This window comes from Allobosea sp. P4_C6, assembly GCF_056402015.1.
On sequence record NZ_JBFUIF010000023.1, the window covers coordinates 51,095 to 68,181 of the forward strand.

Genomic DNA, 17,087 nt, shown 5'->3' on the forward strand with positions numbered 1-17,087 from the left:
GACGGCAAGCACTGGCCGTGGCCGGCAGCATTCGCTGCGGCGAGCCCGCCCGCATACAGCCAAAGATGCCGGATGGCGCGCAGGCTCGGCAGTCCTGGCCGGCATCGCCTCCTAAGCTCCAGACCATCGAAGGACGTGTTCAGGAGAAGAGACCGATGCCGAGCGCTTCACGCACCAATGCCGAGCTTTTGACGGCGCGCGAACGCAATGTCCCGCGCGGCGTCGTCACCGCCCATCCCGTCGTCGCGGCGCGCGCCGAAGGCGCCTATCTCTGGGACGTCGAGGGGCGCCGCTATCTCGACTTCGTCGGCGGCATCGGCGTGCTGAATGTCGGCCATAACCACCCGCGTGTCGTTGCGGCGGTGACAGAGCAGCTCACGCGGGTGAGCCATGCGGCATTCCAGGTCGCTGCCTACGAGCCCTACATCGCCTTGGCGGAGCGGCTGAACCGCCTCGTCGGCAAGGGCGAGCCCCACAAGACCATCCTGCTGACCTCGGGCGCCGAAGCGGTCGAGAACGCCATCAAGATCGCACGAGGCTACACCAACCGCCCCGGCGTCATCGCCTTTCGCGGCGGCTTCCACGGCCGCACCCTGCTCGGCGTCTCGCTGACGGGAATGAGCCAGCCCTACAAGCAGAATTTCGGCCCCTTTGCCGGCGAAATCCACCATGCGCCCTATCCGGACGCCTATCGCGGCGTAACGACCGCTGCCGCGCTGGCGGCGCTCGATGAACTCTTCGCTACCCAGATCGCGGCGGACCGCGTCGCAGCGATCATCATCGAACCGGTGCAGGGCGACGGCGGCTTCCTGCCTGCTCCGCCGGCCTTTATGCAGGCACTGCGCGCGCTCACCGAACGCCATGGCATCGTCCTGATCGCCGACGAGATCCAGACCGGCTTCGGCCGAACGGGAAAACTCTTCGGCTTCGAGCATTCCGGCATTCAGCCCGACCTTGTGACGGTGGCGAAAAGCCTCGCTGGCGGCCTGCCGCTCTCCGGCGTCGTCGGCAAGGCCGCGATCATGGACGCGCCGCTGCCGGGCGGGCTCGGCGGCACCTATGGCGGGAATGCGCTTGCCTGCGCCGCTGCTCACGGCGTTCTCGACGCCTTCGAGCAGGATGGATTGCTCGCCCGCGCCGAGGCGCTCGGCGATCAGCTCGGCGCCGGGCTCGAGCGGCTCGCCGCGGCACACCCGGCGATCGGCACCGTGCGCGGTGTCGGATTCATGCGGGCCATCGAGTTCGTCACCGACCAGGCCAGCAAGACGCCGGACGCAGACACCGCCCAGAAGGTCATCGACGAAGCACGCGAGGGCGGGCTGCTGGTGATCAAATGCGGCGTTCACCGCAACATCGTGCGCTTCCTTGCTCCGCTGGTGCTCAGCGACGCCGATCTCGCCTCGGCGCTGGACACGTTGGCGGTCGCATTGAAGAAAGTATGCTGATCTCGGTTGGGCAGAGCCTGTTCGAGCCCGCTGTTACCGGCAGCCGAGGGAATGCTGCATCGAGGACCTGAGCCGCATTCCAGACAGGCGCATTCAGATCACGATCCACGGCACTGAAAGGGGCGGGCCGAGCGAGGCCTGCCTCGATCAGCGATGCCGCCGCGGCGCACGCCGCCGCCGGTGACGTTGGCGCGGCTGATGCTGACGCTGACGGTTGTAGTGCACTTGCGGCCGCTGGCTGAAGGCGATGTCGGCCTCGTCCAGCGCGCGTGCCGTCTCCTTGGCTAGCGGGCGGTCATCGCCCGGTGGAACCGTCGCTCCGATGGCGATGCCGCTCGGCGCGAGGCCAATTCCACTCAAAAGTCCGAACAGGAAAGACCGCCTGGTCGTCATGCTGTTGCGCTCCCTCATCGTGCGACGACGCACGGCATCCTGTCGGCTCGGCTAGGAAGCCAGAGAATTCCTGTAGAGCTTGCCGTCCTTCATGATGACGGCAAGGTTCCTGTCGGGCTGCTCGATGAGCCTGAGATCATCGAGCAGGTTTCCGTTCACGACGAGGATGTCCGCCAGCGCTCCAGCCTCGATGACGCCGAGTTTGCCGGAGTAGGGGTTGCGCGGTCCGGACAAGGCCAGGAGCTCGGCATTGCCCGCGGTCGCCATGCGCAGCGCCTCGGCGTTGCTGTACCATTGGCCGAGATGGATGAGCATCACGCTCTGGCGCGGCGTCAAAGCGGGCGAGAACAGCAGGTCCGATCCCCAGGCCGTCTTGATGCCGTGCTTTCGGATGAGCGCGTAGGCCCGCGGCGTGTTGCCGAAGACCTCCAGCATCCTCTCGCGGCTCGGCCCCGTCAGCGGCACCGCATCCGCCTCGCTCAGGAAGGGCTGGATGCTGAGCCAGATGCCCTTCTGGGCCATCAGCCCGGCCGTTTCCTCATCCATCAGATGGGCGTGCTCGATGCAGGTCGCCCCCGCCGCGATGGCGCGCTGGACCGTATGCGGCGCATAGGCATGGACGGTGACATAGGTGTTCCAGTCGCGGGCGATAGCGACGGCGGCCCTGAGATCGCTCTCGCTGAAGGTCGTCATGTCGAGCGGGCTGCGCGGCGAGGAGACGCCGCCGCCGCCGACGATCTTGATCTGTGAGGCGCCCTGCACCAGCTGCTCGCGGATCCGCATGCTGAGATCGCCGAGGCTGTCGGCGATCGCCGCGCCGCCGATGGTCTCGATCAGGCTGAGGCGCCCGGAATCGCGCGGAATGTCGCTCGGCATGCGCAGATCGGCATGCCCCCCGGTCGTCGTGATCATCGCGCCGGAGGGGAAGATGCGCGGCCCCGGGATGATGCCCGTATCGATCGCCTGCTTGAAGGCGAAGACCGGGCCGCCGAGATCGCGCACGGTGGTGAAGCCGCGGAGCAGCGTGCGGTTGGCTTCGGCGGTCGAGGCCGTGAAGATCGAGCCGGGCTCGCCGGACATCAGCATCGGCGCCGGCACCGCCGCGAACAGCGTGTGCCAATGGGCATCGATCAGGCCCGGCATCAGCATGCGGCCGCCGCAATCGATCACCGTCCATTCCGGCTTCGGCAGAGCGTTGCTGGTATCGACCGCGGCGATGCGATTGCCTTCGACCAGGATCTGGACATTCGTCCGCAAGCTGTTCGACTTGCCGTCGAACATGCTGGCCTGCCGGAACAGGATTGCGGCAGGCTGAGCGGTGCCCTGCGCCAAACTGGGCGCTGCCGCCGCACCGGCGAGCAGGGCCGCGCCCGAGAGCAGGCCGCGGCGCGTGAATGCATCCAGACGACGAGACGCCTGGACGAGCATGGGATTGGAGCAGCCGCAGGCCGCGTTATGGATCAGATGCTGATATTTGCTGCCTACGCGGATCATGGCTCCCTCCGATCGGCTGACGCTTTCCGCGGGGTGCTGGTGCAGCGCCTCGCGGGGCGCGCGTCATGAAGGATAGAATGAACCGTCTACCGGCGAGCGCAATTCCCGGTGCCGCCTTCGAGCTGGCCGCACCGGGAATTGAACGCCGTCAGGGGCAGCGCGCCTCGAAGGTGCGGCCTTCGCGGTCGCGATAGATGCAGTTGTTGGGGGTGGTCGCGCGCCCGATCACCGCGCCGGCAACGCCGCCGACGGCTGCGCCGATCGCCGCGCCACGGCCACCGCCCGCGATGCCACCGATCACGGCTCCCGTACCAGCGCCGATGACACCGCCGCCCAGCGTCCGCTGATCGGCCGAGTTGGCATTGCAGCCCGCAAGCGCCAAACCGACGGCGAGCACGGCAAATTTCCAGCGCATTTCGATTTCTCCTCGTGTTCAGGCTGACGCGCCAAATGAGTTCCGTATCGAACGGGACGCGCAAATGGGAGGATCGGATGAATGTCGATCTCCCCGCGCGCCGAGCGATGAACAATTCTGCTCCGGCTCAATATTAGCGCCTGACCTTGGCGCTGCATCGGCCGAGAATCCCAAACCCTAGACCCGTCGTCTCAAACCGACGGCGGGAGATCTTTCCAAGGGCAGGAGATCTTTCAGCTCCAACCCGAGAACAGGCCGATGGCGAAGTCGTCCCTCAGAAGCGCCAGATCAGCGGCACGATGAAGACCGCGACGACGAAGAACCAGATCAGGAGCGGCAGGCCGAGCTTCCAGTAGTCGCTGAAGACGTAACCGCCGGGGCCCATCACCATCAGGTTGGTCGGCGTCGCGATCGGCGTCAGGAAGGCGCCGGCGGCCGCGACGGCCGTGCTCATCAGCACGGGCCGGGGCGAGATGCCCATGGAGGCGGCGGCGGCAACGCCGATCGGAATGACGATCAGCGCCGTCGCGGTGTTACTGATGAGCTGCCCCATGATCGCGGTCAGCACGAACAATCCGGCGAGAAGCGCCGTCGGCCCGGCATCGCCGACGAGTGCGACGAGCCGGTCGGCCAGCATCTTCGCCGCGCCCGTCTCGATCATAGCGGTCGAGAGCGGCATCATCGCGCCGACCAGGATCACGGTCGTCCAGCTGATCGCGCGGTAGGATTGTTCGACGGTCATGATGCCGCACAGGATGATCGCACCGGCCGCGAGCAGCCCCGCCACGGCGGAGGGAACGATGCCAGTCGCGAGCAGCAGCACCATCCCGAACAGGATGATGATCGCCTGCTTGGCTCCCGGCCCCATCGGCACGGCCTGCCGCCGCACCAGTTCCGGCGAGCTGACGACGAGGACGTCGGGGTCGTCGAGATGGGTGTCGAGCGCCTTCCAGGTGCCTTGCAGCAGCATGGTGTCGCCAGCCTGCAGCACGACGCCCGCCGCCTTCGTCGCGCCAGTGCTGGGAGCTTCGCCCGCACCGCGCTGGACCGCGAGGATGATCAGGTCGCCGCTTTCGGTGACCATGCCCGGAAACACGCTCTGGCCGATCAGGCCCGAGCGCGGCGGGATCACCACCTCGGCGAGGCCGGAGCGACGGTTGAACAAGGTCTCTTCGCTGTCGCCTGAGCCTTCCTCGCGGAAGGCGAGATGCATCTGTGCCGCGAAATTGGCGGCAACTTCAGCATCGCCGCGCAGCAGCAGATGGTCGCCCTCGGCGATCGCCGTCCGGCGCAGCGGCCCGGCCGTGTCGCCATCCTGGATCGCGACGAGCTGGAGCCCGGGCCATTCGCCCAGATCGATCGCATTGGACGGCGTCCCGACATAGGGACAGGTCGCGCGGATGCGTAGCTGATGGATGCCGCTCGCCAGGCCGTACTGCTCCACCAGCGTCTTGGCGTGGCGGCTGAAATCGGCCGGCATCGTCGCGCCGTTGCGCTGGGGCAGCAGCTTCTCGCCGAACAGGACGATGATCGCCATGGTGCCGGCGAGCAAAGGAATGCCAGCCAGCGCGAACTCGAAGAAGCCGAAGCCGCCGACGCCGGCATCGAGCCCGGCTTCCGAGACCAGCACGTTCACCGGCGTTCCGGTCAAGGCGAGCATGGAGCCGGCATGGCCTGCGAAGACCAGCGGCATCAGCAATTGCGAAGAGTTGCGCTTGAGGCGGACCGCGATCACGACGACGACGGGGAGCAGCGCCGCGACGGCGCCGTTGAGGCTGATCAGCGCGACCAGAAGTGCGACAAGCCCCATCATCAGCACCAGGAGCCGCGTCCGGCTTTCCTCGCCCGCGCCCTTGATCAGGAGCTGGCCCGCCCACGCCGTGACGCCCGTGACCTCGAGCCCGGAGCTGACGACGAAGAGCGAGGCGATGAAGATGACGGCGGGATCACCCAGGCCGCCGAGTGCCTGCGGCAGGGTGAGCACGCCGGTCGCCCAGAGGCCCAGAGCCGTGCCCATCGCGACGAGCACGACGGGCACCTTGTTCGTGATGAACAGAACGACGGCAATGGCGATGATGATGCCGGTATAGGCGATCGGGCTCACGCATCAGCTCCTTGTAGGTCCTGCTCGATCGCAGACCCGTTTGCAGGGTCTCAGTCTTCGAGCGTGGCCATCAGGATGCCGAGACGGCAGCCCTTCTCGTACTCGGTGAGATTCACGTATTCCTTGATCGTGTGGATCTCGGCCTGGCCGGCACCGATGGTGATGGTCGGCACGCCGTGCTTGTCGAGCCAGTTCGCATCGAGGCCGCCATTGGAGAACAGGTAGTTGGGCTCGATTCCGAGAAGGCCAAGCGCCTTGGCAGCGCGCTTCACCACCGGCGAATCCTTGGCCAGCTCGAAGGGCGGATAGGCCGGCTTGTGGGTGAAGGTCACCTTCGCCGTCTCGCCGCCATCGTCCTTGACCTCGGCTTGCGCCTTGGCGAAAGCGGTCTTGAAGGCCTCGGCGATCTTGGTGGCGAAGGCGGCCTCGGGGCTGCGCGCCTCGCCACGGATATAGGCGTAGTCGGTGACGACATTGGTCGCGTCGCCGGCGGCGGTCGTGCCGCCCTTGCCGCCGAAGATGCCGACATTGCTGGTGCCGCGGCCATCGGGCTTGACGATCTTGCCGAACCAGCCCTCGCGGCGCGCCTCGGCAATGGCGATCGAGCCGACGAGCGTCGCCGAGATGCCCTTTTCGGGAGCGACGCCGGCATGGGACGCCTTGCCGGTGATCTCGACCTCCCAGTTCTCCTGGCCGACCGCGCCGATCAGCAGCTCGGAAGCGAGTTGGCCGTCGACATTGATGCACATGACCGCGCCGCCGAGATCCTTGGGATTCAGCTCGCGGGCGCCATGCAGGCCGCTTTCCTCGCGCACCGTGAACAGCAGCGTGATCGGCGGGTGGGGCAGCTTGTGCTTGATCAGCGTTTCCGCGAGCACGACGAGCAACGCGACGCCGGTGCGGGCATCGCCGCCCAGTGCCGTCGTGCCGTCGGAGACGATGCGGTCACCCTCGCGCTTCGGCTTGGCGCCGGCGCAGAGCGGCACGGTGTCGAGATGGGTCGAGAACAGCAGGCGCGGGCCGGCCTTCGTCCCGGGCAGGTCGACGATGAGATTGCCGGTCTCGGTCGGCAGCGGAATGCGCTTGTTGGCATCGTCGAAGCGGATGGCGGAGGCCGGAACGCCCACGGCCTTCAGCGCCTCGCTGACGGCGGCGCCGATATTGGCTTCCTTGCCGGTCACGCCTTCGACCGAAAGGAAGCGCATGAGATGCGCAATGGCGGCTTCGACGTCGAGAGGGATCGATGGTGTCGTCATGATCTGCATCCGGTCGGTTGAGAGTGGCGTCGGGAGGGATGAGCGCCTGAGCGATCACAGCCCCCAGGGCAGGCCGAGCATCTTCCAGACGGCGAAGAGTGCCGTCCACAGCACGAACATCCACACGACATAGGGCAGCATCAGCGAGACCACGGTGCCGACGCCGGCATTCCTGTCGTATTTCTGGATGAAGCCGACCACGAGGGCGAAATAGGCGTTGAGCGGAGTGATCGCGTTCATCGGGGAATCGCCGATGCGATAGGCCGCGAGCACGGCTTCCGGCTCGACGCCGAGCTTCATCAGCAGCGGCACGAAAACGGGGGCGAAGATCGCCCATTTCGCGATGGCGCCGGTCAGCAGCAGGTCGATGAGCGCGACCACCACGATGAAGCCGATCAGCAATGGCAGCGCGCCGATATTGGCGGCCTGCAGCACGCCCGAAAGGCTCAGTGCCATGACCGTACCGATATTGGTATAGGTGAAGTAGGCGACGAACTGGCTCAGCACGAAGAACAGGAAGATCGTGCCGCCCATGCTTTTGATCGATTTCTCGATCGCCGCGATGACCTCCGCCAGCGTCTTCAGCGTGCCGGCACCGATGCCATAGGTCCAGCCGGTGACGAGGAACATCAGCATGATCAGCGCGATCAGCCCGTTCATGAAGGGCGAATTGCCGATCAGCTCGCCGGTCGTCGGATTGCGCAGGGGTGCGCCCGAGGGCAGCGTCAGAAGGCAGAACACCGCGATCAGCGCCAGCAGGCCGAACCCGGCGAAGCGAAGACCGCGCGTCTCCGCCTCGGACAGCACGGCGCCTTGCTCGGTGACCGTTCCCTCGGCCGCCAGCTTGGGATCGTAGGGGCCCAGGCGCGGCGCGATCATCTTGTCGGTGATGAACGCGACGATGACGGTCAGGAACAACACCGAGGCGATCGAGAACCAGAGATTGGAGGCGAGGCCGATCGTGCGGTTGGGGTCGACGAGGCGCGCCGCGTCGTTGGTGAACTCGACCAGAACGGCATCGAGCGGCTTGATCAGCATGTTGACGGTGAAGGCACCGGCGACCGCCGCGAAGCCCAAGGCCAAGCCTGCAACCGGATGGCGCCCGACGGCGAGATAGGCGATGCCGGCGAGCGGGATCAGGACGAGGTAGCCCGCATCGGCCGCGATGCTGGCGATGATGCCGACGAAGGCGAGGATGTAGGTCAGCGCCCAGTGCGGCGAGACGATCACCAGCTTGCGGATCAGCGCGGTGACGAGCCCGGATTCCTCAGCGACGCCGGCGCCGATCATCGCGACGATCATGAGCCCCACGGCCGTGAAGCTCATGAAGTTGGGGATCAGCGACGAATACATGAAGCGGATGCCGTCGATGGTCAGAAGGCTCCTGATCGCCGTGCTCGCCGTCTCGATCTTGTGCGTGTCTGGGTTGATCCGCTCGAAGGTGACGGCCGCGCCGAAGAGGCCCAGCACCGCGGACAGGGCGATGACGATGCCGATCAGGATGAGGAAGATGACGACGGGGTGGGGAACCATGTTCCCGACCTTCTCGACGGTGTCGAGGAACCTTTGCATGACCGTCTTCGGCGCAGCGGTGGCAGTCGTCATCGCATATCCCCCTTGAGCCAAAGCCTGCGACGCCAGATTCAGCGATATGCGCACGCGAGCCGGCGTTTCCCGGACCGACAAGACTCCGAGTCTCCACGGCGAACCATAAATCCGGATGCGGGGAGGGCATCGGCAGAGAATCCCAAACTCTGGACCACCTGTCCCAAAGTTGAGGCCGTCACCCGCGCGGAAAGCGCTTGGACTTGCCGCCGCCGGTGCTGTTTTCTACGGTCCGCCCGCATGCGAACCCCGCCTACAGGTCATGGACAGAATCGAAGCGATGCCAGGTCGAGGCAAAGTTCAGGACCGCGCGATCCGGGGCAGGTCTTGCTCCGCGGCGTACGGGCTGCTTTCGCCGGGCCGGCATTTGCGTAGCGGTCGCATGATGCTTTTCCGGCTGTCTTCCCTGGCACTGGCCGTCGGCCTGGGCGCCTGCGCGTCGGTTCCCCAGGGCCTGCTGCGCCCTGTCGCCCCCGCTCCCGGGACAGAGAAAGTCAACATGCTGGCGGCGACGACCCGCGCGCCGTCGCCCGATCCCGGCATCCTCTTCAGCGGCGATCGGGGGGAGGGCGTTTCGTTCAGCAACATCGTCGTCTCGATCCCGCGCGACCGCGAGGTCGGCACCATCCAGCTGCCCCGATCGGTTCCCGGCAATGCAGCGACCGATTTCGTCGTCACCTCGTCCACGCCGCTGTCGAAACCGAAGCTCGCCGACTGGTTCCGGTCGACGAGCGGCCGCTCGAAGCGCGTCTTCGTGTTCGTCCACGGGTTCAACACGCCGTTCGACCGTGCGGTCTTCCGCTTCGCGCAGCTTGCGCACGACGCCGATGCCGATGCCGCGCCCGTCCTGTTCTCCTGGCCGTCGCGTGGCTATCTGCTCGACTACAGCCGCGATTTCGACAACGCCTCCTATTCGCGGTCTGATCTGGCGGATCTGCTGCGCGTGGCCGCCGCGAGCCCCTCGGTCCGTGAGATCGTGATCCTCGCTCATTCGATGGGAAGCTGGCCCGCGGTCGAAGCCGTCAGGCAGATCGCGCTGAGGGACGGTGGCGTCCCCGGCAAGATCAGCAACCTCATCCTGGCGTCGCCCGATCTCGATGTCGGCGTGTTCCGGCGCCAGCTCGAGGATATGGGCCCCAGGCGCCCGCGGGTCACGCTGTTCACCGCGCAGCACGACCGCGCCCTGCAATTGTCGCGTTTCATCTCGCGCGGCGCGACGCGGCTGGGCGGCATCGACCCGACGCAGGAGGAATACAGGAGCCAGTTCGCCGGGCTGTCCGGAATCACCGTCCTGGACCTCACGGCCATCAATGCGGGCGATCGCATCAACCACGATCTCTTCGCCGCCAGCCCGGACGCGGTCCGCCTGATCGGCGACAGGTTGCTGCAAGGGCAGGTGGTCACCGACTTCGATGTGCCGGCTCCGCTGGTCGCGGCCGGGGCGATCGGCTCGGCGGCGACCCTCCTGGTTACGGCTCCGATCAGGGTGTTCGATGCCGCGGGCAGCCCTTAGGGTTGACGCGATCTGTGCCAGATGCCAATATTTAAACGATGCTTTTAAGCTTAAAATACTGATCGACGAGTACTGCCATCACCATTCTATATTGACCTCAGTCAATTTCGGTCGAATTTGATCGGTGTTAAATCCATAGCCTATCTCTGTAGAACGCAGAACGATCGGAGTGTCCGATGCCGGCTTTCTCTCATGGCGGGGTGAGGAAGGACGTCAACTTGTTTTCCGTGGCGCATTTCTGCACCACGGGGCTGAAGGCCGAAGAACAGTTCGATGCCTGGCGGACCCTGCACAGGGATACGATCGAGCTTCTGCCGACGCGCGAGACATCGGCCGGCTTTGCGGCCGAGTTCTCCTCCTGGCAGCTCGGCGAACTGGTGCTGACGCATATCGCCTATTCGGGCGCGCCCGACAGGCAATGGCGACACCATCCCAAATCCTATCTCGATCACTGGTGCCTGGTCCTGGCGCGGACGGCGTCTGCCAGTGGCTGGACCAGCGAGGATCTGAGCTTCCGTTCGCTGGCGATGCCCTTTGAGGGACGCGCAGAGGATAGCGAGGTCATCACCCTCTACATCCCGCGCGATCAGCGCCCGACCGACGAGCAACGCTTCGACGGCGTCCATGGCCTCGAGGTGAGCCAGGATTTCGCCCCCTTGCTCATCGGCTACATAGACAGCCTGGTCCGGCAACTGCCGCATGTCTCGCCCGAGCATGCCGCCAATCTCGAGATGCCGACCCGGGCGCTGATCGCGGCCTGCATCATTCCGCAGTCGGTGTATCAGGAAGCGGCGAGGGCCCCGCTCGGCTCGGTTCTCGTCGACAGGGCGCGCAACGTCGTGCGGCAGAACATGGCTTCACCCGATTTCGGCCCGGAGCGATTGGCCCGCCTGCTGGCGATGTCCCGCTCGAAGCTCTACCGCCTTTTCGAGCAGAGCGGCGGCGTCGCCCATTTCATCAACCGCGAGCGCCTGCGCGAGGCGCATCATCGGCTGAGTTCGCATCGCGAAACGCTCTCCATCCATGCGATTGGGAACGAGGTCGGATTCATCGATCATTCCACCTTCAGCCGGGCCTTCAGGCGGGAGTTCGGCTACAGCCCGACCGAGGCGCGCGAGCGCGGCCTCGCCCAGTCCTTCGTCGACGAGCCGGAGACGGCCGGCGGGGCTGAGCCATGCCTCTCCCGCGCGTCCTGAGCCCATCTCGATCGGCCGAAGCCGCGTGAGCCGCCTCTCCGCCGATACCGGCGCGGTGGGCCTTGCCACGGGTGCGGCCGCCGGGCGGCTGTCGTTTCTCTACGCGTTCCTGTTCTTCGAGCTGGGCGTCAACCTTCCGTTCTTTCCGCTCTGGCTGCAGTCGCAGTCCCTCGGCAGCGACGCGATCGGCATAATCCTCGCCGCGCCGCTGCTGACACGGATCGTGGCGAACCCGATCGTCGGGGCGCTGGCCGATCGAAGCGGGCGCATATCCCTGGCGCTGGCGATCTGCGCGATAATGGTTGCGGCGGGAACTGGCCTGCTGGCTCTCGCGGCGAGCTTCTGGGCAATCCTCGCCGTCGTCGTCGCAATCGCCCTGGCGCAGGGACCCTTGATCGCGCTCGCCGATGCCGTGACGCTCGGCCGCCTCGCCGAAACGCCGCGATCCGAGCTGGCATATGGCCGGATCCGCCTCTGGGGATCGATCGGCTTCGCCGTCGCCAACCTGGCGGCAGGCTGGGCGCTCGAATGGTTCTCGGCCTCGTCGGTCATAGCGTTGCTGCTGGTATCGGCGACGCTCACGGCCATTGCGGCCGTGGGCTGCATGGGGTCTGCGCCGGGCAGCCCCGAAAGAATGCCGCGAGAGGACGAGGCACTGATGCGCCCCCTTCTTCTCGCCGGCACGATCGCCGGCGCCGCCCTGGTGCAGGCGAGCCATGCCGCGTTCTATGGTTTCGGCACGCTGCACTGGCAGGCGTTGGGGATTTCCGGCGCCACGATGGGCGGGCTCTGGGCTCTCGGCGTGCTTTCCGAAATCGTCCTGTTCGCTTTTCTGGGCTATCGCATGCGCGGGCCTGCAAGCGCTGCCGGCCTGCTGGTCGTGGCCGCAGCGATAGCGATGCTGCGCTGGAGCTGCATGTCGCAGGACCCCGGCGTCGCCGCGCTCGTTCTTCTGCAGCTGACTCACGGCATGACCTTCGGTGCCGTCCATCTCGGCAGCATCTTCCTGCTGGCGCGGCTCGCACCGGGCGGGATGCAGGCGCGCGCCCAGGCCTGGCTTGCCGGCGGATGGGCCGGCGTCATGGCGGTCCTGACGACGCTCAGCGGCCGGCTCTACGAAAGCTGGGGGGAGCAGATCTACCTCGTCATGGTCGCCGCCGCCGCGGCCGGACTGCTGCTGCTGTCCGCCGTCGCTCTCGGGCTGCGTCGCGTCCCGGTGCGACAGCCGGCAGGCGCGGCGCCGTGAGGAGCGTTCCCAACAATGGGATGACCAGCCCAGAGTTGGGATTCTGAGCTAATCCGAACCCCTTCCGGTGTTGCTAGCGTCGAGGCGTCGTCCCGAAAAGCTTCGCAGGGCGCAAGCGCGCTTGCGGATATGCGGGCGCGGCAGCGGTCAGAGGAACAGTTCGATGCAGAGGCGAGGCTTGCGGGAGTGGATGCGCTGCCGCAGCGCCGGGAGGCGGCCGAGGGGGCAGGCATGAGGCATAATGGAGCTTCGTCACGCCTGGGCTGCTTTGCCGCCGCGGCCGTCATCGCGCTTGCCGTCGCCTCCTGCAACCGGGAGGACAAGGCGGCGCCTGCGCCCGTGCGCGTCGTCCGAACCATCACCGTCGAGCCGCCGCGCCAGGCGCCCGACCTGACCTTCACCGGCCATATCGAGGCACAGGACCAGGCTTCCCTTTCGTTCCGGATCGGCGGCCGGCTGGCGGAGCGCCTCGTCGGTCTCGGCGCGAGCGTCCGGGAGGGAGAAACCGTGGCGCGGCTCGATCCCGAGAACGAACTCAACGATCTGCGCTCGGCTCAGGCGGTGCTGACCGCGGCACAGGGCGACCTGCGCAAGGCGGAAAACCAGTTCCAGCGGCAGAGCCACCTGCTCGAACGGCATATCACCACGCAGGCCGATTTCGAGAGTGCCAAGCAGGCGCTCACCGCCGCCCGCGCTCAGGTCGATGCCGCTCAGGCGCGCGTCCGGTCGGCCGAGGATGTCGTCGGCTTCACGACGCTGAAGGCCGATGCGCCCGGCATCGCCACGCGCGTCGGGGCCGAGCCCGCCGAGGTCGTCGCCGCCGGCCGGATGATCGTCCAGCTCGCCAGGCGCGAGGGCCGCGACGCGGTCTTCGAAATCCCGGCCGATCTGGCGCGCCAGCTCACGCCCGACATGCAGGTGCGGGTCGCTCTGGCCGGGGAGGCGGGTGCCGAAGCGACCGGCCGGGTGCGCGAGATCGCGCCGCAGGCCGACCCCGTCACCCGCACATTCCAGATCAGGGTGGGTCTCACCGATCCGACGCCGGCCTTCCGTCTCGGCGCGGCCGTCTCGGGCTCGATCCGTGGCAGCGGCGGCGGAGCGATCGCCATCCCCGCCACCGCGCTGACACAGCGGGACCAGGGCATCGGCGTCTGGGTGGTCGATCCCAAGGCCCTGACCGTTTCCCTGCGCAAGCTCGACGTGACCAGCTCCGACCCGGCCGCCGCCCGGATCTCCAAGGGTTTGGACATAGGCGACATCGTCGTCACCGCCGGCGCTGGGCTTCTGCGTGAAGGCCAGCGCGTGCGCCTGATCGGAGCGGAGCCGCGATGAGCTTCAACCTCTCGGAATGGGCGCTGAAGAGCCGCTCGGTCGTGATCTACCTCATGATCGTCGCGGTTGCGGCAGGCGTCTTCGCCTTCATCCGGCTCGGCCGCAACGAGGACCCGGCCTTCGTCATCAAGACGATGGTCGTCTCGGCGATCTGGCCCGGCGCTACCATGGAAGAGACGCTGAGCCAGGTGACCGAGCGTCTCGAGCGGCAGCTCGAGGAAACGCCGGGCCTCGACAGCGTGCGCAGCTTCACCAGGCCCGGCGTGACGACGATCTTCGTCAACCTGAAGGGCGAGGTTCCCGGCCGCCAGGTTCAGGACACCTGGTACAGGGTGYGCAACCTCATCGCCGACATGCGGCACGCGCTGCCTTCGGGCACGCTCGGGCCGTTCTTCAACGACCGCTTCGGCGACACCTTCGGCATCATCTACGGCTTCACCTCGGACGGCTTCAGCAGCCGGGACCTACGGGACCATGTCGAGACCATCCGGTCTCGGCTGCTGCTCGTACCTGATGTCTCGAAGATCGAGATCATCGGCGCGCAGGACGAGCGCATCTTCATCGAATTCTCGGTGCGGGAACTCGCCAATCTCGGCCTCAATCGTTCTGCGCTGCTCGCGGCCCTGCAGGCCCAGAACGTGGTCCGGCCGGCGGGCGAGGTGCAGACGCAGGACGAGAAATTCTCGGTGCGGGTCTCCGGCGCCTTCCAGTCCGAGTCCGATCTGCTGAACATCAACTTCCCGGTCGGGGACCGGATGGTACGCCTTGCCGACATCGCGACTATCAGCCGCGGCCAGGCCGACCCGCCGACGCCGATGTTCCGCGTGAACGGACGGGAAGCGATAGGACTCGGCATCGCCATGCGCGATGGCGGCGACATCCTGGCGCTCGGCAACAACGTCAAGAAGGCGATGGCAGAGGTCACCGCCGGCCTGCCGCTCGGCATCGAGCCCTACCTCGTGGCCGACCAGGCCGTGACGGTCTCGCATGCGATCGACGATTTCATGATGTCGCTCTGGCAGGCGGTCGGCATCATCTTGGTCGTCAGCTTCATCAGCCTCGGCGTGCGGCCGGGCCTTGTCGTCGCGCTCGCGATTCCGCTGACGCTCGCCATCGTTTTCGCCTGCATGCTGGTGGCCGGCATCGACATGCAGCGCATCTCGCTCGGCGCCCTGATCATCGCGCTGGCGCTGCTGGTCGACGACGCCATGACCACGACAGACGCCATGGTCACGCGGCTGGCAGCGGGCGAGGAGAAGATGAAGGCGGCGACCTTCGCCTTCGAGAAATATGCCACCGCGATGCTGGCTGGCACGCTGGTGACGATTGCCGGCTTCGTGCCGATCGGCTTCGCCGCGAGCTCCGCCGGCGAATACACCTTCTCGCTCTTCGCGGTGGTGACGATCGCGCTCGTCGTCTCCTGGTTCGTGGCCGTCCTCTTCGCGCCCGTGCTCGGCGTCGCCATGCTGAAGGCGCCCGACGCTTCCGCGCAGAGCAAGGAGCCGGGGCGGGTCGAGCGCGGCTTCCGCTCGTTCCTTTCGGGGGCGATCAAGCTGCGCTGGGTGACCATCGCGGTGACGCTTGCCCTGTTCGCTGCGTCGATCCTTGCGCTGCCGCTCGTGCCGCGGCAATTCTTCCCGGCCTCGGACCGCCCGGAGCTGCTCGTCGATCTCACTTTGCCGCAGAATGCCTCGATCTATGCCAGCGAGGACCTCGTCAACCGCTTCGAGGCGTCGCTCAAGGGCGATCCCGATGTCGAGCGCTGGAGCACCTATGTCGGCCGCGGCGCGATCCGCTTCTACCTGCCGCTGAATGCGCAACTGCCGAACGACTTCTTCAGCCAGGCTGTGATCGTCGCCAAGGACGTGGCGGCGCGCGAGCGGCTCCAGAAGAAGCTCGAAGCGCTTCTCGCCAAGGAATTCCCCAACGTGGTCGGGCGCGTCTCGCCGCTCGAGCTCGGCCCGCCCGTCGGCTGGCCGGTGCAGTATCGCGTCAGCGGGCCCGACATCGCGGAAGTCCGCACCGTCGCGATGAAGCTCGCGCAGGTGGTGGCGGCGAACCCCAAGGCGCAGCAGATCAATTTCGACTGGATCGAGCCGGCGCGGGAGCTGCGCCTGCGCGTCGACCAGGACGAGGCACGTCGTCTCGGCCTCAGCTCGCAGGCCGTCGCCGCGATCGTCAACACCGTGGTCTCCGGCACGGTCGTGACGCAGGTTCGCGATTCCATCTATCTCGTCGATGTCGTCGTGCGGGCCCAGGATTCCGAGCGCGCCTCGCTCGACACGCTGCGCAGCATGCAGGTCGCGCTGCCCAACGGCCGCTCGGTGCCGGTGTCGCAATTCGTCAGCTTCAGCTACGGGCTGGAATCGCCTTTGATCTGGCGGCGGGATCGCGTGCCGAACCTGACGGTGGCGGCCGATGTTCCACCGGGCACCTTACCGGACGTGGTAGTGAGCGCGCTGCAGCCTTCCGTCGACGCGCTCAGGAAAACGCTGCCCGCCGGCTATGACATCGCCGTCGGCGGAACGGTCGAGGAAAGCGCCAAGTCGCAGGCCTCGGTCATCGCGGTCATCCCCGTGATGCTGCTGATCATGTTCACGGTCCTGATGGCTCAACTCAGGAGCTTCAGGCTCTTCGCGATCGTGCTCAGCATCGCGCCGCTCGGCCTCATCGGCGTCGTCGCAGCGCTGCTGCTGTCAGGCAAACCGCTTGGCTTCGTCGCCTTGCTCGGCATTCTCGCCCTGATCGGCATCATCACCAAGAACGCGGTGATCCTGGTCGGCCAGATCGAGGACGAGCGGGCGGCCGGCAAGAGCGTCATCGAAGCCGCCGTCGACGCTGCCGGCACGCGCTTCCGGCCGATCGTGCTGACCGCCATCTCGACCGTGCTCGGCATGATCCCGATTGCACCGACCGTGTTCTGGGGCCCGATGGCCTTCGCGATCATGGGCGGCCTGCTGGTCGCGACGGTCCTGACCCTCGTCCTCCTCCCCGTCCTCTACGTCACCGTTTTCGGCGCCCCCTCGGCGCGCGGCAAGGCACAGCGGACGGCCAGCGCGGGAGCGTCCCGGTCATGAGCGCAATCTCG

The 17,087-nt window shown here is 66.8% G+C and carries 12 protein-coding genes; 6 read left to right on the forward strand and 6 right to left on the reverse strand.

The features are described from left to right. Nucleotides 1-155: 155 nt before the first annotated feature. Nucleotides 156-1,445, forward strand: coding sequence for a 4-aminobutyrate--2-oxoglutarate transaminase (gabT, locus tag AC1DVA_RS17245; RefSeq protein ID WP_476806683.1), 1,290 nt, complete (start codon nucleotides 156-158; stop codon nucleotides 1,443-1,445). A gap of 147 nt (nucleotides 1,446-1,592) precedes the next feature. Here the strand turns inward: gabT and AC1DVA_RS17250 are convergent, their stop codons facing one another. The 6 genes from AC1DVA_RS17250 to AC1DVA_RS17275 form a co-directional block, all read right to left on the reverse strand. Next, a complete protein-coding gene (locus AC1DVA_RS17250; protein WP_476806684.1) occupies nucleotides 1,593-1,838 on the reverse strand; it encodes a hypothetical protein in 246 nt (81 codons plus the stop codon). A 51-nt stretch (nucleotides 1,839-1,889) separates the two neighbouring features. Further along, nucleotides 1,890-3,332 (reverse strand): metal-dependent hydrolase family protein, encoded by a 1,443-nt coding sequence (locus AC1DVA_RS17255; RefSeq protein WP_476806685.1) that lies wholly within the window; start codon nucleotides 3,330-3,332, stop codon nucleotides 1,890-1,892. Nucleotides 3,333-3,480: 148 nt separating this feature from the next. Then, nucleotides 3,481-3,747 (reverse strand): YMGG-like glycine zipper-containing protein, encoded by a 267-nt coding sequence (locus AC1DVA_RS17260; protein WP_265053337.1) that lies wholly within the window; start codon nucleotides 3,745-3,747, stop codon nucleotides 3,481-3,483. Between the two features lie 274 nt (nucleotides 3,748-4,021). Further along, on the reverse strand, nucleotides 4,022-5,851 hold the full coding sequence (locus tag AC1DVA_RS17265) for an SLC13 family permease (protein ID WP_476806686.1): 1,830 nt from the start codon (nucleotides 5,849-5,851) through the stop codon (nucleotides 4,022-4,024). A gap of 50 nt (nucleotides 5,852-5,901) precedes the next feature. Next, nucleotides 5,902-7,107, reverse strand: coding sequence for a M20/M25/M40 family metallo-hydrolase (locus AC1DVA_RS17270; protein WP_476806687.1), 1,206 nt, complete (start codon nucleotides 7,105-7,107; stop codon nucleotides 5,902-5,904). A gap of 54 nt (nucleotides 7,108-7,161) precedes the next feature. Beyond that, on the reverse strand, nucleotides 7,162-8,712 hold the full coding sequence (locus AC1DVA_RS17275; protein WP_476806688.1) for an AbgT family transporter: 1,551 nt from the start codon (nucleotides 8,710-8,712) through the stop codon (nucleotides 7,162-7,164). 169 nt (nucleotides 8,713-8,881) lie between these two features. Between AC1DVA_RS17275 and AC1DVA_RS17280 the strand changes: the two genes are divergently transcribed. The 5 genes from AC1DVA_RS17280 to AC1DVA_RS17300 all read left to right on the forward strand — a co-directional run bounded on the left by AC1DVA_RS17280 (nucleotide 8,882) and on the right by AC1DVA_RS17300 (nucleotide 17,076). Then, nucleotides 8,882-10,225 carry an alpha/beta hydrolase gene (locus AC1DVA_RS17280; protein ID WP_476806689.1) on the forward strand — a complete coding sequence of 448 codons (1,344 nt, stop codon included), beginning with the start codon at nucleotides 8,882-8,884 and terminating at the stop codon, nucleotides 10,223-10,225. A 176-nt stretch (nucleotides 10,226-10,401) separates the two neighbouring features. Beyond that, nucleotides 10,402-11,421, forward strand: a complete 1,020-nt coding sequence (locus tag AC1DVA_RS17285) for a helix-turn-helix transcriptional regulator (RefSeq protein ID WP_476806690.1) — start codon at nucleotides 10,402-10,404, stop codon at nucleotides 11,419-11,421. 25 nt (nucleotides 11,422-11,446) lie between these two features. Then, on the forward strand, nucleotides 11,447-12,667 hold the full coding sequence (locus AC1DVA_RS17290; protein ID WP_476806691.1) for an MFS transporter: 1,221 nt from the start codon (nucleotides 11,447-11,449) through the stop codon (nucleotides 12,665-12,667). A gap of 231 nt (nucleotides 12,668-12,898) precedes the next feature. Next, nucleotides 12,899-13,999, forward strand: a complete 1,101-nt coding sequence (locus AC1DVA_RS17295) for an efflux RND transporter periplasmic adaptor subunit (RefSeq protein WP_476806692.1) — start codon at nucleotides 12,899-12,901, stop codon at nucleotides 13,997-13,999. Continuing rightward, nucleotides 13,996-17,076 carry an efflux RND transporter permease subunit gene (locus AC1DVA_RS17300; protein ID WP_476806693.1) on the forward strand — a complete coding sequence of 1,027 codons (3,081 nt, stop codon included), beginning with the start codon at nucleotides 13,996-13,998 and terminating at the stop codon, nucleotides 17,074-17,076. Before AC1DVA_RS17295 ends, AC1DVA_RS17300 begins: the two co-directional genes overlap by 4 nt. The last annotated feature ends 11 nt before the right edge of the window (nucleotides 17,077-17,087 follow it).